The sequence below is a fragment of the Nitratireductor luteus genome, from assembly GCF_026162365.1.
Classification (GTDB): Bacteria; Pseudomonadota; Alphaproteobacteria; order Rhizobiales; family Rhizobiaceae; genus Chelativorans; species Chelativorans luteus.
On record NZ_JAOANW010000002.1, the window covers coordinates 244,551 to 263,001 of the forward strand.

The 18,451-nt window shown below is 62.7% G+C and carries 20 protein-coding genes; 16 read left to right on the forward strand and 4 right to left on the reverse strand.

Annotated elements, in window-relative coordinates; translation table 11 throughout:
• Nucleotides 1-28 precede the first annotated feature (28 nt).
• The 5 genes from N1058_RS03715 (at nt 29) to N1058_RS03735 (ending at nt 4,607) form a co-directional block, all read left to right on the forward strand.
• Entirely contained in the window at nt 29-1,858 is a 1,830-nt protein-coding gene (locus tag N1058_RS03715) for a DNA polymerase III subunit gamma/tau (protein ID WP_265516139.1), read from the forward strand.
• A gap of 37 nt (nt 1,859-1,895) precedes the next feature.
• Nucleotides 1,896-2,219 (forward strand): YbaB/EbfC family nucleoid-associated protein, encoded by a 324-nt coding sequence (locus N1058_RS03720; RefSeq protein WP_265516140.1) that lies wholly within the window; start codon nt 1,896-1,898, stop codon nt 2,217-2,219.
• Nucleotides 2,220-2,336: 117 nt separating this feature from the next.
• Entirely contained in the window at nt 2,337-2,945 is a 609-nt protein-coding gene (gene recR, locus N1058_RS03725) for a recombination mediator RecR (protein ID WP_265516141.1), read from the forward strand.
• Between the two features lie 30 nt (nt 2,946-2,975).
• On the forward strand, nt 2,976-4,199 hold the full coding sequence (locus tag N1058_RS03730; RefSeq protein ID WP_265516142.1) for a lytic murein transglycosylase: 1,224 nt from the start codon (nt 2,976-2,978) through the stop codon (nt 4,197-4,199).
• 159 nt (nt 4,200-4,358) lie between these two features.
• The gene (locus N1058_RS03735; protein WP_265516143.1) at nt 4,359-4,607 is read left to right on the forward strand and encodes a Kazal-type serine protease inhibitor family protein; all 249 of its coding nucleotides are present in this window, start codon (nt 4,359-4,361) and stop codon (nt 4,605-4,607) included.
• A 79-nt stretch (nt 4,608-4,686) separates the two neighbouring features.
• Here N1058_RS03735 and N1058_RS03740 read toward each other — a convergent pair whose 3' ends face one another.
• Nucleotides 4,687-5,208 carry an A24 family peptidase gene (locus N1058_RS03740; protein ID WP_265516144.1) on the reverse strand — a complete coding sequence of 174 codons (522 nt, stop codon included), beginning with the start codon at nt 5,206-5,208 and terminating at the stop codon, nt 4,687-4,689.
• Nucleotides 5,209-5,352: 144 nt separating this feature from the next.
• Complete coding sequence (locus N1058_RS03745; protein WP_265516145.1) at nt 5,353-5,532, reverse strand: Flp family type IVb pilin; 180 nt, start codon at nt 5,530-5,532, stop codon at nt 5,353-5,355.
• A gap of 285 nt (nt 5,533-5,817) precedes the next feature.
• Here N1058_RS03745 and N1058_RS03750 point away from each other — a divergent pair, with 285 nt between their 5' ends.
• From N1058_RS03750 to N1058_RS03800, 11 genes are all read left to right on the forward strand, one after another.
• The gene (locus N1058_RS03750; RefSeq protein ID WP_265516146.1) at nt 5,818-6,243 is read left to right on the forward strand and encodes a pilus assembly protein N-terminal domain-containing protein; all 426 of its coding nucleotides are present in this window, start codon (nt 5,818-5,820) and stop codon (nt 6,241-6,243) included.
• Nucleotides 6,243-6,932 carry a TadE/TadG family type IV pilus assembly protein gene (locus N1058_RS03755; RefSeq protein WP_265516147.1) on the forward strand — a complete coding sequence of 230 codons (690 nt, stop codon included), beginning with the start codon at nt 6,243-6,245 and terminating at the stop codon, nt 6,930-6,932. Before N1058_RS03750 ends, N1058_RS03755 begins: the two co-directional genes overlap by 1 nt.
• Nucleotides 6,925-7,578 carry a TadE/TadG family type IV pilus assembly protein gene (locus N1058_RS03760; protein WP_265516148.1) on the forward strand — a complete coding sequence of 218 codons (654 nt, stop codon included), beginning with the start codon at nt 6,925-6,927 and terminating at the stop codon, nt 7,576-7,578. Before N1058_RS03755 ends, N1058_RS03760 begins: the two co-directional genes overlap by 8 nt.
• 114 nt (nt 7,579-7,692) lie before the next feature.
• Nucleotides 7,693-8,928, forward strand: a complete 1,236-nt coding sequence (locus N1058_RS03765; RefSeq protein WP_265516149.1) for a phosphopentomutase — start codon at nt 7,693-7,695, stop codon at nt 8,926-8,928.
• A complete protein-coding gene (mutM, locus tag N1058_RS03770; protein WP_265516150.1) occupies nt 8,921-9,826 on the forward strand; it encodes a bifunctional DNA-formamidopyrimidine glycosylase/DNA-(apurinic or apyrimidinic site) lyase in 906 nt (301 codons plus the stop codon). Before N1058_RS03765 ends, mutM begins: the two co-directional genes overlap by 8 nt.
• Nucleotides 9,827-9,870: 44 nt before the next feature.
• Nucleotides 9,871-10,644: an enoyl-CoA hydratase gene (locus N1058_RS03775; RefSeq protein WP_265516151.1), complete on the forward strand. Its 774-nt coding sequence runs from the start codon at nt 9,871-9,873 to the stop codon at nt 10,642-10,644.
• A gap of 161 nt (nt 10,645-10,805) precedes the next feature.
• Complete coding sequence (gene rpsT / locus N1058_RS03780) at nt 10,806-11,072, forward strand: 30S ribosomal protein S20 (RefSeq protein ID WP_265516152.1); 267 nt, start codon at nt 10,806-10,808, stop codon at nt 11,070-11,072.
• Between the two features lie 815 nt (nt 11,073-11,887).
• Nucleotides 11,888-13,426: a chromosomal replication initiator protein DnaA gene (gene dnaA / locus N1058_RS03785; RefSeq protein WP_265516153.1), complete on the forward strand. Its 1,539-nt coding sequence runs from the start codon at nt 11,888-11,890 to the stop codon at nt 13,424-13,426.
• A 191-nt stretch (nt 13,427-13,617) separates the two neighbouring features.
• Complete coding sequence (gene dnaN, locus N1058_RS03790) at nt 13,618-14,736, forward strand: DNA polymerase III subunit beta (protein ID WP_265516154.1); 1,119 nt, start codon at nt 13,618-13,620, stop codon at nt 14,734-14,736.
• An 11-nt stretch (nt 14,737-14,747) separates the two neighbouring features.
• Nucleotides 14,748-15,926 (forward strand): DNA replication/repair protein RecF, encoded by a 1,179-nt coding sequence (recF, locus tag N1058_RS03795; RefSeq protein ID WP_265516364.1) that lies wholly within the window; start codon nt 14,748-14,750, stop codon nt 15,924-15,926.
• Between the two features lie 83 nt (nt 15,927-16,009).
• Nucleotides 16,010-16,768: a molybdopterin-synthase adenylyltransferase MoeB gene (locus N1058_RS03800; protein ID WP_265516155.1), complete on the forward strand. Its 759-nt coding sequence runs from the start codon at nt 16,010-16,012 to the stop codon at nt 16,766-16,768.
• Here N1058_RS03800 and N1058_RS03805 read toward each other — a convergent pair.
• A complete protein-coding gene (locus N1058_RS03805) occupies nt 16,765-17,643 on the reverse strand; it encodes an SMP-30/gluconolactonase/LRE family protein (protein WP_265516156.1) in 879 nt (292 codons plus the stop codon). The two genes, N1058_RS03800 and N1058_RS03805, sit on opposite strands and share 4 nt — an antisense overlap.
• A complete protein-coding gene (locus tag N1058_RS03810; RefSeq protein ID WP_265516157.1) occupies nt 17,640-18,404 on the reverse strand; it encodes an SDR family NAD(P)-dependent oxidoreductase in 765 nt (254 codons plus the stop codon). The genes N1058_RS03805 and N1058_RS03810 overlap by 4 nt, the downstream gene beginning before the upstream one ends.
• Between the last annotated feature and the right edge of the window lie 47 nt (nt 18,405-18,451).

The window sequence follows — 18,451 nt, forward strand, 5'->3', positions numbered from 1 at the left end:
ATGCCGACCACGGGAGCGCGACAATCTGATGGACGACGCCGGACAGGCTGGCAAGGGCGGAGCGGACAAAGGCAAGGCCGGCGCCTATCGCGTTCTGGCGCGCAAATACCGCCCGCGCGATTTTTCCGCCCTGATCGGCCAGGAGCCGATGGTTCGCACACTGACCAATGCCTTCGCCACCGGACGCATCGCGCAGGCCTGGATGCTGACCGGCGTGCGCGGTGTCGGCAAGACGACGACGGCGCGCATCCTGGCGCGGGCGCTCAATTACAAGACCGCCGAGATCGACCAGCCCACCATCGCGCTGGAGGCGCCGGGTGAGCACTGCGAAGCCATTATGGAAGGCCGGCATGTCGACGTGGTCGAGATGGATGCGGCATCCCATACGGGTATCGACGACATACGCGACATCATCGAGCAGGTGCGCTACGCGCCCGTTTCGGCCCGGTACAAGGTCTACATCATCGACGAGGTTCACATGCTCTCCAACCAGGCCTTCAACGGCCTGCTGAAGACGCTGGAAGAGCCGCCGCCGCATGTGAAATTCATCTTCGCCACCACGGAAATCCGCAAGGTTCCGATCACCGTCCTGTCGCGCTGCCAGCGTTTCGACCTGCGCCGGGTCGATGCCGGTGTGCTGACCGCCCATCTGCGCGAGATCGCCGGCCATGAGGGCGTGGCCGTCGAGGATGACGCGCTGGCGATGATCGCGCGGGCGGCCGAAGGTTCGGTGCGCGATTCGCTCTCCATCCTGGACCAGGCCATTGCGCATTCGGCGGCGCAGGTCACCGCGCAGACCGTGCGCGACATGCTGGGCCTTGCCGACCGCGCCCGCGTGATCGACCTGTTCGAACATCTGATGAAGGGCGATGTCGCCGCCGCTCTCGGCGAATTCCGTGCGCAATACGATTCGGGCGCCGATCCGGCCACGGTGCTGACCGATCTCGCCGAGTTCAATCATCTCGTCACCCGCCTCAAATTCGTAGAGCAGGCGGCCGGCGACGCCTCGCTCAACGAAGACGAGCGCACACGCGGGGCAGCCTTCGCGGGCAAGCTTTCGGTCCGAGTTCTCTCGCGCGCCTGGCAGATGCTCATCAAGGGCATTCAGGAAGTGCAGCATTCCAACCGCCCGGTGGCAGCCGCCGAAATGGTGCTCATCCGCATCGCCCATGCGGCGCATTTGCCGACACTCGACGAAGCGCTGAAATCGCTGGAGAGCGGGGCGACTCCCAGCCCCGTGCCGCAGCCGCATGGAAACGGGGGCGGCGTGCCCGCCACCCATGGCGGAAACGGCGGCGCCCATGCGATTGCCACGGGCCGCGTGTCAGCTTCGGGAGGCGGGCAGACCATGAGGTTGGTGCAGGCCGAGGCGGTGGCGCCGCCGGCTGCCGAGCCCAGCCCGACGCCTGTGGCCGAGCCCGCCATTGAGGAAGTTCCGCTCGGTTCGCTAGCCGACATCGCCGATCTGGCCGACGCACGCCGCGATATCGCCTTCAAGGTGCAGTTCAAGAACTGCGTGCGGCTCGTGCAGATCGAGCCGGGTAGGCTTGCGGTGAACCTGACGGAGGAAGCGCCGAAGACGCTTTTGAACGACCTCACAACGCGTCTGATGGAATGGACGGGCCGGCGCTGGGTTGTTTCGCTGTCGCGCGAGGGTGGCTCGCCGACCTTGGCCGAGGCCGAACAGGGCAAGCGTGAATCGGCTATCGCCGACGCGAAGGCGGATCCCGCAGTTGCCGCCATTTTGAAGAAATTTCCGGGCGCGCGCATCCTCGATATCCGCATACCGGACGCGGTTGCGGACGACGACGAGCTCCCGACTGCGCCCGAGACGGATGACGATGACAATGAAATCTAACAGAAACCGGGAAATCTAACAGGAATTGGAGACCGCTATGCGCGACCTGATGGGTCTTATGGGCAAGGCGAAGGAAATGCAGGCCAAGTTTCAGGCCATGCAGGAAGAGATGGCCCAGATGGAGGTCACCGGACAGGCCGTCGGCGGAGCCGTGAAGGTGACGCTGACCGGCAAGTTCGAGATGAAGAAGCTGGAGATCGACCCGTCTCTCTTCAAGGAAGACGACGTGGAAATCCTCGAAGACCTCATCCTGGCCGCCCATAACGACGCCAAAACGAAAGTCGAGGCGGCCATGCAGGAAAAATCCCAGGAGATGACGGCCGGCCTGCCCATCCCGCCGGGAATGAAGCTGCCGTTCTAAGGGATTAGGGGAATAGGGCAGTGAGGTAGTGGGGCGATTCGGCAGGAGTGCCCCTGTCTCCCTACTGCCCTACCGCCTTGTTGCCCTATTCCTGCCGCCTCAACCAATCGAAGTCCCATGTCCAAATCCATCGCCGGCCCCGAGATTGAGCGCCTGATACAGCTCCTGGCAAAGGTGCCGGGGCTGGGGCCGCGCTCGGCGCGGCGGGCGGCGCTGTATCTCATCAAGAAGAAGGAGCAGCTCTTCGAGCCGCTGACCGCCGCCATGGCCGAAGCGGTGGAGAAGGTCCGGGTGTGCTCCGTCTGCGGCAATGTCGACACGATCGATCCCTGCACCATCTGCATCGACCCGCGCCGCGATGCTGCCACCTTGATCGTGGTGGAGGACGTGGCGGATCTCTGGGCGCTGGAGCGGGCGGCGGCGATGAATGTGCGCTATCACGTGCTCGGCGGCACGCTTTCGCCGCTCGACGGCATAGGCCCTGACGATCTCAACATTTCGGGCCTGGTGAGCCGCGTGGCGGAGGGCGGCATTTCCGAGATCATCCTTGCCGTCAACGCCACCGTCGAAGGTCAGACCACCGCCCACTACATCACCGACCAGATGGGCGATATGGGCGTCAAGGTCACCCGGCTTGCCCATGGCGTGCCTGTCGGGGGCGAATTGGACTATCTCGACGAAGGCACGCTTGCCGCCGCGTTGAAATCACGCACCGCTTTCGACTGACCGCAGCAAGGGGACGACGCCTTGAGAGGAATGATGGGAAAGATCGTGCTGGCGCTGGCCGCCATTCTCCTTGCCGCCATTGCCGCGCGCGCGGCCTCGATAGAGGAGCAGTATCGCGGCTGGGTGGCACGCGACCTGTGGCCGGCCGCCCAGGCGCGCGGCATCTCCCAGACGACCTTCAACCAGGCGCTCGGCGCGACCTCTCCCAATCTCAAGCTGCCCGACCTCGTCCTGCCGGGTCAGAGTGCGTCTTCGCAACGCCAACAGCACCAGGCCGAATTCCGGGCGCCATCGGCCTATTTCCAACATGTGGGCGGCGTGGTCTCCGGCGGGCGCAGCCGTGCACCACAACTTGCATCGGTATTGACGACCATCGAGCAGCGCTTCGGCGTGCCGCGCGGCATTGTCCTGGCGATCTGGGGGCGGGAGTCCGGCTTCGGGCGCGCCAATATCCCCCACGACGCCTTTGAAGTGCTGGCGACGAAGGCCTTCCTGTCGACCCGCAAGGACATGTTCCGCGAGGAGGTGCTGGCTGCGCTCGATATGGTAGAAGAGCGTGGAATCGATCCACGCGCCATGCGCTCCTCCTGGGCCGGAGCAATGGGCCAGCCGCAGTTCCTGCCCAGCTCCTACCTGAAATACGCCGTGGACGGCGATGGCGACGGGCGCGCCGACATCTGGAACTCGGAAGCCGACACTTTGGCCTCCATCGCCAACTACCTTGCCCAGCACGGCTGGGTGCGCGGGCGCGACTGGGGTTTCGAGGTCGTCGTTCCGCAAGAGATCTCATGTGCGCTGGAAGGTCCCGACCAGGGTCGCCGCATCGCAGACTGGGCCGCCATGGGCATCAGGCGTGTGGGCGGAAAGGATTTTCCAGCCCATGAGTTGAGCGGCGAGGGCTATTTGATGATGCCGGCCGGCCGCTATGGCCCCGCCTTCGTCGTCACGCCCAATTTCTATCGGCTCAAGGACTACAATGAGAGCGATCTCTACGCCCTCTTTGTCGGCCATGCCGGCGACCGGATCATGTATGGCGACATTTCCTTCCAGGCGGAATGGCGGGCGGTCAGCGGCATCGGCCGGTCCGAAATTGCCGCCATGCAGCGGGCGCTGGAGGGAATGGGATACGATGTCGGCGGCGCCGATGGGCTGGCGGGCTTCAAGACGCGGCGTTCAATAGGGAATTGGCAAGAAAGAGAAGGCAAGATCGCGACCTGCTTCCCCGATGCGGAACTGGCGCGCCAGCTCCGCTAGAGCGCCGTGCGTCCTTTCGGACGCACAAAGGACGCTCTAACAGTTTGAATCTACGCATCGTGCTTTCCGAAAATCGATTCCGATTTTCGGGCCGATGCTGTAGGGAACGCGGCGGACACAACGGCGTTGAGCCTTGTCCGGTTGCAACAGGAGGGGTTCATGCATCTCTTTAATCCATTGATCAAACTCGGCGCGATGGCCTGCGCGGCGGTTATCCTGTCGAGTTGCACGGTTGTCGTCGACGAAGGTCCCGATCGCCCGCGCCCGCCAAGGCCGGACCGCCCGCAAATGTGCACCAAGGAATATAATCCCGTCTGCGCAAGGCGCGGCGACCGGATCCGTACCTTTCCCAACGCCTGCACCGCACGGGTCGAGGATTACAGGGTGATCCATCCGGGAAGCTGCTGAGTTGCGGCACTACGACTAAGAAAGGCCGCGGCGTCGAACGCCGCGGCCTTTTGTTTGGCAATCGAACCTACAAAAATGCTCAGGGAGCCGTCATCCGCGCCATCGCCCACTGCATCAGCGGCGTTTGGGAATAGGTGAGCAGCCCGCCCACGCCGAGGGCGACGCCGTACGGGATACCCGCCTTCTGGTCGGAAAAATGCCGCAACAGCACATTGGCGCCTGTCAGGGCGGAGATGGGGGAATTGCGATAGGCGATGAGCGCCAGGGTCAGCGCGCCACCGGCCACGGTCGACAGGAGGAGGTATTCCAGGAGACCTGTGTTGAAGCCGAACCAGACGGAAGTGGCGGCAAGCAGTTTGGCATCGCCGCCGCCCATGCCGCCGAGGGCGAACAGGCCGAAAGTCACCACGAGCACCGCCGCACCGGCGGCGAAATGCATGCCGTAGACGGCCCATTCCATACCGGTGAAGGGCGCGATCAGCGCAAAGGCGGCGATCAGCAGCAGCGACACCCGGTTGGCGATAGTCATCGACACCATGTCGGACACGGCGGCATAGGCCATGCAGAAGGGGAATATGACGAAGATGGCGGCTTCAAGCATCGGCTTCACCTGGATGAGGAAACGAAGCGATTATGGGCATGCGGGCTTTAAGGCTTGGTGAAGGGGCCAGCGGTATATGCTTTCGGCACAATGAAAAGGCCGCCAGCCTCGCGGCAAGCGGCCCTTCCGATCATTCCGGCATGGTTAGTTAGCCGGAGGATTTTCCATAGTCGTGCCCAGGCCGGTCAGCGTGGTGCCGATGCTGTCGCTGAGCGCGCCGGCGCCCGCGATGATGCCAACGGCGATGAGGGCGGCGATCAGGCCGTATTCGATAGCGGTCGCGCCGGACTCGTCCTTGGCGAAACGTGCAAACAGCTTAGTCATGGGAGAACTCCTTACTCCGGTTTTCTACAGCACTTCCGTCAACTGTTCTTGTGCGTCGATCGGATGGACGGGAATGTAGGCCGGAGCTGTTTCAATGCGCTTAACAAACAATATTACCGAAACCTTACGAGGTGCATGTCGTCCGACTGGTTAATGCTGTCACAACAATTTCGATAGCATTTCGACTGACGCCTGCGTCCGCCCAAGTACGGGTCTTCCTAGCATTAATACTCAATTCACCAGTTTCGTTCATCTTTGGTCAGCTTATGTGGCGGGAGAACCGAAATGGCCGTGAGGTCCTATATATATAGCGTAGGTTTTGCATTGGTGGCCGGCCTGGTGCTGTCACCAGCTGCCGCCCTGGCCGATGCCGGCATCAAGGTAGTGATGAACCAGGCCAAGATCGTCAAGCTAGCGCGGCCGGCCGACACCGTCGTCATTGGCAATCCCGAAATCGCCGACGCGGCGGTGCAGGATTCCACGACCATCGTGCTCACAGGCAAGGGCTTCGGCGTTACCAACATCGTCGTGCTGGACATAGAGGGCCAGCCCATTGTCGACGAACAGATCACTGTATCGCGGCAGGCCGCGGAATCAGTACGCATCTACCGCCGTTCGAGCATCCAGACACTGTCCTGCACGCCCTATTGCGAAGGCTCATACAAGACCGAAGCCGAAAGAATGTCGGAAATGGAGATGGCGGGTCAGTAATGCCGGGCGGCCCCGGCTGGATTGGTTGCCGCCGGTTTAACAGGAAGCCTCCGTTCTTACTCATCGGCAAAACCGAAGCTCAACCCCTTGCTGCTAGTATCCTGGCAGTTCCTGTAGTTCCGTGGGGCGGAGTGATGAAGGCAATGGAAGCGAATATGAGGCGCAAAGGGCTGTTCGGCCTGTTCATGCGCGACAGGAAGGGCGTGGCGGCGCTTGAATTCGCGATGCTGGCCGCGCCATTCTTCATACTCTTCTTTGCCATCGTCGAGCTTTGCATTTCGGTTGCCACCTGGCAGTTGTTGAACAATGCCGCCGACGACGTTGCCCGCGTCCTGCGAACCGGGCAGGTGAAGGCGGCAGATCTGGACGAAGCAGAGTTTCGCGAGATGATCTGTGACCGAATGCTGTTCCTCGTCAGCAGCGATTGCCCCGGCCTGATCGTTGACCTCAAGCAGTACGATACGTTCGCGCTGGCCGCCGCTGCGAAAATGCGCGTCAGGGATGGCGAAGTGGTGATCGAGAACCGCGGATTCGATCCCGGACCGTCCCAATCCAAGAACAAGATGCGCATCGTCTATAAATGGTCGACGCTGACCGGTTTCATGAAGAGCAGGCTGTTCAATCTGAACGACGGGACGAGCTCACTCTTCGCCGCCGTCACCTGGCAAAATGAGCCCTTCGATGACTGACCTGAAGCAAAACGCACTTGTCGCCCGTCTTGCAACACCGGCCGCCAATCGCGGACTTGCCGGGAGAGCGATAGCGCTCCTTCGTGACCGACGTGGCGTGGCCGCAGTCGAATTCGCGTTCATCGCGCCGCTTCTCATCGGGGTTTATTTCCTTGCCCTGGAATATTCGCTCGCGGTCGTGACCAGCTCGAATGTGGAGCGCTCGGCCAGCCAGGTTGGCGATCTGATCACCCAGCAGCAGACGATCACCAGGTCCGAGGTGGACGCCATCATGGAGATCGGCGAATCCGTCCTGCAGCCCTATGAGCGCTCGCAGCCGGTGATTACCGTGACCGCTATCGAAATCACCGATGACCCAGAGCCCAAAGCCAAGGTCGTCTGGTCGCGGAAAATGGTTGCCGGCGCTGGAAGTCCCGATACGACACCGGGAACGGAGACGACAGTGCCCGGGGATCTCATGGTCCCCGGATCGTTTCTCATTCGCGCCCACACCACACTCGATTACCAGCCATTCGGCTCACGGTCGACGGATGAAGGCAACCACTTTGGCTTCGGCGGCGCGTTCGACGCGCTCAACATGACGATGGGCGGGCGCTACCATCTTCGGCCCCGGGTGAGCACGACGATACCCTGCAGCGATTGCTGACCCTGCTTCATCGCAACCGGCCTGACTTCCATCTGTCAACATGACGGTGTTGGCGGCATTGCCAATATTGCGGCCCCTGACTATCTCTGGTGCTCCACCCACGGAGCACCATGCATGGCCCGCGCATTTCTTTTCGTCCTCGATTCCTTCGGCATCGGCCATGCTGCGGACGCCGCCGGCTTCGGCGACCGTGGGGCGGACACGTACGGCCATATCGTGGAGGCCTGCGACACCGGCGCGGCGGACAGGGCGGGCCTGCGTTCCGGCCCTCTCCATGTGCCCAATATGCGGCGGCTGGGCCTCGATGCCGCCCATGCGCTGGCCGCCGGCAAGCCGGGCGAGAGCGCTCGGGCCTTGCCGGATGCGCTTTACGGTGCAGCCGACGAGGTTTCAAAGGGCAAGGATACGCCTTCGGGCCATTGGGAGATCGCCGGCGTGCCGGTTCCCTTCGAATGGGGTTATTTCCCGCAAACCGTCCCGACCTTCCCCCCAGATCTCACCCGGAGGATCATTGACGAAGCGGGGCTTCCGGGCATCCTTGGCGATTGCCACGCCTCGGGAACCGAGATCATCGCCCGGCTCGGTGAGGAGCACATAAGGACCGGAAAGCCTATCTGCTACACCTCGGCCGATTCCGTCTATCAGATCGCCGCGCATGAAGAGCATTTCGGCCTCGACCGTCTCTATGCGCTTTGCGAGACGGCCCGCCGGCTGGTCGACCCCTACAATATCGGCCGCGTCATCGCCCGTCCCTTCGTCGGCGAGACCGCCGTGACCTTCGAACGGACCGCCAACCGTCGCGACTACGCCGTGCCGCCACCCGAGCCCACTGTGCTGGACCGGGTGACGGCGGCGGGCGGGCGTGTCATCGCCGTCGGCAAGATCGGCGACATCTTCGCCCATCAAGGCGTCGGGGAAGTGCGCAAGGCGGCGGGCAACATGACGCTTTTCGACGCCACGCTCGGCGCCATGGACGACGCCGAGGACGGTGATCTCGTGTTCACCAATTTCGTCGATTTTGACTCTCTTTATGGCCACCGGCGCGACGTTGCTGGCTATGCGGCCGCGCTGGAGGCGTTCGATCGCCGACTGCCGGAAGCACTGGCGAAGCTGAAGCGCGGCGATATCCTGATCCTGACCGCCGATCACGGCTGCGACCCGACCTGGAAGGGGACGGACCACACGCGCGAGCGCGTTCCCATCCTCGGCATCGGGCCCGAGTTGAGCGCAGGATCGATAGGCGTGCGCAGGACCTTCGCCGATATGGGCGAGACCGTAGCCGCCCATCTTGGCCTGCCCCCAGGCACGCATGGCACACCCTTCCTGCCCGGATCATCGCCCGATGCCTGAGCTTCCCGAGGTCGAAACGGTGCGCCGGGGTCTCGAACCGGTGATGGAGGGTGCCCGCATCGTCGCGCTGGACCAGCGCCGGCCTGATCTCCGGTTTCCCTTTCCGGACGACTTTGCCGCAAGAGTAGCCGGACGACGCGTCACAGCCCTTGCAAGGCGTGCCAAATATCTGCTCATCCATCTGGATAGCGGCGCGGTGCTGATCTGCCACTTGGGCATGTCCGGATCTTTTCGCATCGAACGGGAGTTCGCAGCGGATGTTCCGGGCTCCTTCCACCATGCCCGCCCGAGGGATGCGAAGCACGATCACGTACGCTTCTCGCTGCAAGGGCCGAAGGGCGAGGCGGCGCTGGTGACCTACAACGATCCGCGGCGTTTCGGTTTCATGCTGCTTGCCGAGGCAGCCGAACTGGACGCGCACCCACTGCTGGCGGGCCTGGGAGTGGAGCCGACCGGAAATACGCTCGACGGCGCTCTGCTGGCCGCGCTGCTCAGGGGCCGGCAGGCCCCGTTGAAGGCAGCTTTGCTGGATCAGCGCATCGTCGCCGGGCTGGGCAATATCTATGTCTGCGAGGCGCTATGGCGCGCCGGCCTGTCGCCCCGCCGCCGGGCGGGGTCCATCGTCGGCGAGGGTAGAGCAACAGGAAACGGGGCTACGGCCAGGACCGAACGACTTGCCAAGGCGGTGCGCGCCGTCATTGCCGAGGCCATCGCCGCCGGCGGCTCATCGTTGCGCGACCACATGCGAGCCGACGGATCGCTCGGCTATTTCCAGCATTCCTTCAATGCCTATGACCGAGAGGGCGAAGCCTGCCACAAACCAGGCTGCGACGGCACCATACGGCGCATCGTGCAATCGGGCCGATCCACATTCTACTGTCCTGCATGCCAGCGGTAGGGCCAGCATAGGGTAAACGTCAAACACATATCAGGAGGGTTTTCATGGCTTACGAGACTATTCTAGTGGAGACGCGCGGCCGCGTCGGCCTCATCACGCTCAACCGCCCCAAGGCGCTCAATGCGCTGAACTCCAAGGTACTGGAGGAACTGGTGGCGGCGGCCGAGGCCTTCGACGGCAACGGCAAGATCGGAGCCATCGTCATCACCGGTTCGGAGAAGGCCTTCGCGGCCGGCGCCGACATCAAGGAGATGCAGCCGAAAAGCTATATCGAAGCCTATATGGAGGATTTCTTCGCCGGATGGGAGCGCCTCACGCGGGTGCGCAAGCCGGTCATCGCGGCGGTGGCCGGCTATGCGCTGGGCGGCGGCTGCGAGCTTGCCATGATGTGCGACTTCATCCTGGCCGCCGATAACGCCAAGTTCGGCCAGCCCGAGATCACGCTGGGCGTAATGCCGGGCATGGGCGGATCGCAGCGGCTGACGCGCTTCGTCGGCAAGTCCAAGGCCATGGAGATGTGCCTGACCGGCCGCATGATGGACGCGGAGGAGGCGGAGCGTTCGGGCCTGGTGTCGCGGGTCGTGCCGGCTGGCGAACTGCTCGAGGAAGCGCTGAAGGTGGCCGGCAAGATCGCCGAATTCTCGCTGCCGGCAGTCATGATGGTGAAGGAAGCGGTCAACCGCTCCTACGAGACGACGCTCGGCGAAGGCCTCCGGTTCGAACGACGGGTCTTCCATTCCATGTTCGCGCTCGACGACCAGAAGGAAGGCATGAGGGCATTTACCGAGAAGCGCTCCGCCCAGTTCAAGAACCGCTGAGCGAAACGCGCGCCAAAATGCATTGACGCGCCTGGGAAGCTGGATTATAAGCCGGCCCAACTGAGGTGGCCCTACGGCTGCCCTTTTATTTTGTGCCCAAGGGTCCCTGCGTCGTGCAGGCTCGCCTCGCGGCAGCGACAGTTGAAAACGAGAGAGGAAATATGGCCAACACCACTTCGGCCAAGAAGGCGGTTCGAAAGATCGCCCGCCGTACCGCAGTGAACAAGAGCCGCCGCTCGCGTGTTCGCAGCTTCGTCCGCAAGGTCGAGGAGGCACTCGCCGCCGGCGACAAGACGGCAGCGGAAGAGGCCTTCAAGGCCGCGCAGCCCGAACTGATGCGCGCCGCCGGCAAGGGCGTCGTTCATAAGAACACGGCCTCTCGGAAGGTCTCGCGCCTCGCGCAACGCGTGAAAACGCTCAGCGCCTGAACCTGCATCGGTAGCTGTAAGAACCCGGCCTTTTGAGCCGGGTTTTTCTTTGCCGGGTAGCAGCTTGCAGGAGATGGTTATTTCCTTGCTCGAGGCGAGCGCATCTTCGTTTGCCGGCGTTTTGTTTCAAACCATTAGGAATACTGTCATATAAGGCCGTACCGTGCTTGGCAGTGAAATCTATTTGTCTATTGTAATCATATAGTTATGGAATGTTATCCACAGGCTGCACCCGTCACGGAGCCGCCACCCTGCGGGCCTTAATGTCAAGCAGAATTTTTCGATTTTTTTTCTATTGCGAGGCGTGACTGGAAGCTTCTCGAAAAGGCTCTGGAATCAAAAAGCTTTATCCGTTTTGTAATGGTTCCGCCGCCCTGTCGCGGAGGTTGCACCGGCGGGATTCGTGAAAAAAGCGTTATCCGCGCACTTGCTCTTTCCACACGGATTTCGGTATTGTCAGCCCATCGCAAGGGCAGTCGAGCAGCCCGGGAAAACTAGCCGAAATGGGCAGTAGCAGCAGCGCGGAGTTTTCCGCGTGCCGGGAGGTTTTTGCTCGAGCGATATGTAGAGTCGGGCAGATTCGTCACTGTTTTGAAGGTGGAAATCGGTTCTGGCCCGTGGCCGGAAGCGCTATTGCTTTGGCTGCAGCGTGACATCGGCTTGGGGGATGGGAGACGTGGAAATACAAAAAGGGGCACTTCCCGGCTGCATTGACCGGGCAGGGCATGGGGACGGGCAATTGAAGGCCGTACTGACGCCTTTTGTCTAGACGGCCCGTATCTAAGATCAGAAAAAATTTTAACAGGGAAACGAGGATGCAAAGCGGCGTCGAGAGGGAAGTTGAGGGAGATTTCTCCTTTCAGAATCCAGCGGTTCAAGAAGAGAACGTGGACGGCTCCAGCAGCTCCAATGCGGTATTCGAGCGCGTTCAGGCACAGTTGAAAGCCCGCTTGGGCACGGAGGTCTATTCCAGCTGGTTTGGCCGGATGAAGCTTGCGGAAGCCTCCAAGGGCGTGGTGCGCATTTCCGTGCCGACGGCCTTTTTGCGGGCCTGGATCAATGGGCACTATATCGACCTCATAGCCGAACTCTGGAAACGCGAGGATCAGTCGATCCTCAAAGTGGAGATCGTCGTCCGCACGGCGACACGCGGCACCGCGGCGCGCAGCGAGGTGAAGCCCGCCGCACGTAAGGTCTCGCACCAGCCGCAAACGGCACTTTCCTCCGGCGTCCTCACCGGTGCCCGCAACGAGCGGCCAGGCGGTCCGCCGACGACGCGGCCGCAACAGAACGGACGGCCCAACATTTTTGGTTCGCCGCTCGACAGCCGCTATACGTTCGATTCCTTCATCGAAGGCGGCTCCAACCGCGTGGCCTGCGCCGCGGCGCGCACAGTTGCCGAATCCGATTCCAACTCGATCCGCTTTAATCCCCTTTTCCTCCATGCCTCCGTCGGGCTTGGCAAAACGCATCTTCTCCAGGCGATCGCTGCGGCCTCCCTGAAGCGCAAGCCGCAGTCCCGTGTCGTCTACCTGACGGCTGAATATTTCATGTGGCGGTTCGCCACCGCTATCCGCGACAACAACGCGCTGACACTGAAAGAACAGCTTCGCGACATCGACCTGCTGATCATCGACGACATGCAGTTCCTGCAGGGCAAATCGATCCAGAACGAGTTCTGCCACCTGCTGAACATGCTGCTCGACAGCGCTCGCCAGGTCGTCGTGGCGGCAGATCGCCCGCCATCCGAGCTGGAATCACTGGAGCCGCGCGTGAAATCGCGCCTAAATGGCGGTGTTTCGCTGGAAATAGCGGCGCCTGACTATGATCTGCGCCTTGCCATGCTCAAGCAGCGCCTTGCCTCTGCAAGGACCGAGGACGGTACGCTCGATATTCCAGTGGAGATCCTGGAACACGTGGCGCGCACCGTGACCGGCAGCGGCCGCGAGTTGGAAGGTGCGTTCAACCAGCTCGTCTTCCGCCAGTCGTTCGAGCCGCATATCACGCTGGAGCGCATCGACGAAATTCTGGGACCTGTCTGCCGCACGGGCGAGCCCAAGCGGGTGCGCATAGAAGACATCCAGCGCATCGTGGCGCGGCACTACAACGTGTCGAAGACCGAGCTTCTATCCAACCGCCGTACCCGGACCATCGTCAAGCCGCGCCAGGTGGCCATGTATCTTTCCAAGGTGCTGACGCCGCGCTCCCTGCCGGAAATCGGTAGGCGTTTCGGTGGGCGGGACCACACCACGGTGCTCCATGCAGTGCGCAAGATCGAAGGCTTGTCCGGCGACGATCGACAGCTTTCCCAAGAGATAGAACTGCTCAAGAGGCTAATCAGCGACCAGGCCTGACGGGATGTGACCGCAGGTGCGGGCGTTATCCCCAGAAAGCCCGCGGAAATCGGCCGATGCCATTCCGCGGGCTTGCGTTTTTCCTGCATTTCCTGTCACTTTGCAGCGAATCCAATCCCTGTTTCATGGGATTGCCGGTGGCGCACCCCTGCTCCGCCGATAGTTTTCATTCCGGGCGAGATTGACAGGTCATGCGCGTAATTCTGGAACGCTCAAATCTACTGAAGTCTCTGAGCCACGTTCATCGCGTGGTGGAGCGGCGCAACACAATACCGATCCTGTCGAACGTGCTGCTTGCTGCCGATGGCGCCAGCCTGGAGTTGAAGGCGACCGATCTCGACCTGGAAGTGACGGAAGCGGCCCAGGCAACCGTCGAGCAGGGCGGTGCGACCACCGTGCCTGCGCATCTTCTCTACGACATCGTACGCAAGCTGCCCGACGGCTCCGAGGTGATGCTGAAGACCGACGACAACGGCACGGCGATGGCGGTCATATCGGGCCGTTCGAATTTTCGCCTGCAGTGCCTGCCGCAGGGGGATTTTCCGGCGCTCACCGCCGGCCAGTTCTCGCATATATTCCGCATGGACGCGGCCGCGCTGCGCGGGCTTATCGAAAAGACTCAGTTCGCCATCTCCACGGAGGAAACGCGCTATTATCTCAACGGCATCTACCTCCACACGGTGGAGGCCGACGGCGCCTTGAAGCTGCGCTCCGTGGCCACGGACGGCCACCGGCTGGCGCGGGCGGAATTCGAAGCGCCTGCCGGCTCGGAAGGCATGCCCGGCATCATCATCCCGCGCAAGACCGTGGGCGAATTGCAGAAGCTGGTCGATGATCCGGACGTGGCGGTGACGGTGGAGCTTTCCGATACCAAGATCCGCTTCACAATCGGCAGTGTGGTTCTGACGTCCAAGCTCATCGATGGCACTTTCCCGGACTATCAGCGCGTGATCCCCACCGGCAATGACAAGGAGCTGATCATCGACCGCCAGAGCTTCTCGGCTGCCGTCGATCGTGTTTCGACGGTTTCCTCCGAGCGCGGGCGCGCGGTGAAGCTTGCCATCTCGGAAGGACAGGTCACGCTTACCGTCAACAATCCGGATTCGGGCAGCGCCACCGAAGAACTGGCAGCGTCCTATGATTCCGACCCCATCGAGATCGGGTTCAACGCGCGCTATCTTCTGGATGTCGCCGCCCAGCTCTCCGGCACGGAAGCACGCTTCATGCTGGCCGATGCAGGCTCCCCGACAGTCATCCAGGATACGTCCGACATGCACACGCTCTATGTCCTGATGCCGATGCGGGTGTGACCGCTGCCGCCATGACGCAGCCGGAGAACGAGGCACGCCGTCCGGCCCGGGTTTATCTCACGAAGCTTTCCCTGACTGACTTCCGCAATTATCGCGCGCTCTCGCTGGAGCTGACGCCCGGCCCAATCGTGCTGACCGGCGAAAACGGCGCCGGCAAGACCAATCTTCTGGAAGCAGTCTCCTTTCTTTCTCCCGGACGCGGGTTGCGCCGTGCGACGCTTGAAGACGTTGCCCGTGCGGGCTCCGATGCCGGCTTTGCCGTCCATGCGCAGGTCGGGGGACCTTTCGGCGAATGCAGCATCGGCACGGGTACGGCGGGTGCCGTAACTCCGGCCGGAGAAACCGCCGCCCGGCGCGTGCGTATCAATGGCGAGACGATTCGCAGCGCCGATGCGATGCTGGAATGGCTGCGGGTGATATGGGTCACGCCGGCCATGGACCAGCTCTTCACCGGACCGGCTGCCGACCGCCGCCGCTTCCTCGACAGGCTGGTTCTGGCAATCGACCCAGCCCATGGTCGACGGGCGCTCGACTACGAAAAGGCCATGCGTGCCCGCAACAGGCTTTTTGCAGACGACATGCGCGACGAGGCATGGTTCGCCGCCATCGAAACGCAGATGGCCGAAACCGGTGTCGCCATCGCCGCTGCCCGCCACGAGATGGTCCGCCTCCTCGCCGCGATGATCGAGCGGCTGCCGGCCGAGGGGCCCTTTCCCAAGGCCAGGATCGCGCTCGACGGCACGGTGGATGCGCAGATGGGATCGCGCCCCGCTGTCGACATCGAGGAAGACTTCCGTCTGCGTCTGGCCGCTGAGCGCGGCCGCGACCGCGCTGCCGGACGTGCGCTGGAAGGTCCGCACCGCACCGAGCTCCTGGTGCACCACGCGCCCAAGGACATGCCGGCGGCAAGCTGTTCCACGGGTGAGCAGAAGGCGCTCCTCCTGGGACTTGTACTGGCTCATGCAAGGCTGACCGCGGAGCTTTCCGGCACAGCGCCGGTGCTCCTTCTCGACGAGATCGCCGCGCATTTCGATGCCGAGCGGCGCGCCGGGCTGTTCGACATACTGGAAGAGCTCAACTGTCAGGCCTTCATGACAGGCACCGAGCCGCAGCTATTCGAGAGCCTTCGGAGCAGGGCGAGCTTCTGGACCGTCTCGGCCGGCACGGTTCGTCCCACCGATGAGAACTGACGAGCAGATCATGCCGGCGCTTGAAGCAATTGCGAGCGGAAAACCCGCTCCCCCTTTCGCCAAATTGCCCTATTGTGCCCGCCATGAATGATCGAACCAAGCTGAGCGACGAAGAACTGGAGCGCTACGCGCGGCACATCGTGCTGCCAGAAATAGGCGGTGCGGGCCAGCAGAGGCTGAAAAAGGCGCGTGTCCTGGTGCTGGGCGCAGGCGGCCTCGGCGCCCCGGTGCTACAATATCTGGCAGCCGCAGGCGTGGGCACCCTGGGTATCGTCGACGACGACACCGTGTCGCTTTCCAACCTGCAGCGCCAGGTCATCCACGGCGCAGACACCATCGGCACGCTCAAGACTCGCAGCGCGCGCCAGGCTATCGGTCGCCTCAACCCGCATGTAAATGTCGAAGCGCATGAGATGCGCCTCGATGCCGGCAACGCCCAACTACTGGTCGCGCAATATGATCTGGCGGTCGACGGCTCCGACAATTTCGAGGCCCGCTACGCACTGGCCGACGCCTGCGCAGCAGCTGAAAAGCCGCTGGTGACTGCCGCCGTCGGCCGCTTCGACGGCACCGTCACCGTGCTTAAGCCCTTCGCCCGTGACAAGGATGGTGTGCGCCTGCCCTCCTTCCGCGATCTTTTCCCCGAAGCCCCGCCGCCGGGCATGGTGCCATCTTGCGCCGAGGCCGGCATTGTCGGCGCCCTCACCGGTGTCATGGGTTCGCTACAGGCCATGGAGGCGATCAAACTGATCACCGGCACAGGCGAGCCTCTGATCGGCCGCCTCCTCATATACGATGCCCTTTCGACCCGTTTCGAAACTATCCGCTATCGCGCGAGCTAAAGCGCTACCGGGGGATCGAAGCGGCCGTTGAATGACTGCTCAAGAACGAAGGTCCGGCCGGCGTCAGGGTCAGCCTCGAGTTCCTCGCGGCTCAAACCTTCACGGGCGCTCGTCACGGCCATGCGGCCGGCGTCAGGGCCGATGAAGACCGGGCACGTCATCCGGCTGGCGGGCATCTCGATGCTGCGGATGAACTCGCCCGCCGAGGACCAGGCATCGATGCGCCCGCCGCCCCAGCGCGCGTTCCAGAGCGTGCCTTCCGCGTCGACGACCGAACCGTCGATACCGCCCGCCATCTCGTTGCCTTCGACCGTCAGGATCGGATCATCGACCGGCAGGCCGAGTTCGGGATCGCAGGCGACGCGATAAAGGCGGTTTTCATGGGTGTCGGCAAAGAACGCGATCGCGCCATCCGGCGAAAAGCAGATCGAGTTGGGAATGGTGATGCGCGGGAAGAGGCAGCGCAGCTCGCCCTTGTAGAACCAGTAGATGGCACCGGCCCCCTCCGCCGCCATCTTGCCCATCGTGCCGAACCACAGCGCGCCACAGGGATGCACGCGGGCGTCGTTGGAGCGCATGTCTGGCCGGTCTGCCTCCACTTCCTGCAGCATCGTCAGTTCACCGCTGTTGCGGTCACGCAGCTGGAGTCCCGTTTCCGTCACCAGGAGCTGGCGGGCATGGTCGACCATGGCGAGTGCGCTGGCCATGACGGGCAGCTCGTGCTGGTCGGTCTTGCCCGTGGCCAGCGGCAACTCGATCAGCTTCCGGCCGAGAATGTCGAACCAGAAAAGCGTATCGGCCGCTGGATCGTAGGCAGGTCCCTCGCCGAGCTCACAGGCGATATCGCAAAGGACGGAAACGCCGGTGCTGCTCATTGAATGCCTCCATCGACGATCATGGTCTGCGCCGTCATGCCAGCGGATGCCTCGGAGGCCAGGAACAGGCAGGGTCCAACCATGTCTTCAGGCTGCAGGAGTCGCTTGAGGCATTGCTGCTGCAGTGTATCCTGCAAACCCTCGTCCGTTACCCAAAGCTGCTTCTGACGCTCGGTCATCACCCAGCCCGGCGCAATGGCGTTGACGCGGATACCGTGAGGGCCGAGCGCGCCCGCGAGCCCCTTGGTAAGCCCGACAACCCCGCCCTTGGCCGCCGTGTAGGCCGGCAGGGTTCCGAGATTCATCATGTAGGATGTTGAGGTGAAATTGACGATCGAGCCGCGGCCGGCCTTTTTCATGCCCGGCGTCACTGCCTGTACGGCGAAGAACTGGTGGCGGAGATTGATCGACTGGTTCTTGTCCCAATATTCGGGCGTGACATCCTCGATCTGATGCCGGTCGTCCCAGGCGGCATTGTTGACGAGGACGGAGATCGGACCATGCTTCTCCACCGCCTCGGCGACGGCCGCACGCAGCGCTTCTATGTCACGCAGATCTGCGCGCAGGAACAGCGGCGCGTCGTCATGGTCCGCGCCCAGCCGATCCACCAGGCTTTGGCCGGCCTCCGCATTAATATCGATGAAAGCGGTTCTGGCGCCCTGGGCGACAAATCCTTCCGTCAACGCGGCGCCGATACCTGAGCCTCCGCCGGTGATCAACACCGACGCGCCTTCAAGATCTCCAAATCGGCCATGACTCATGTATGACAACTCCCTGAATGAAATACTGTTGCCGCGCCGGGTGGCGG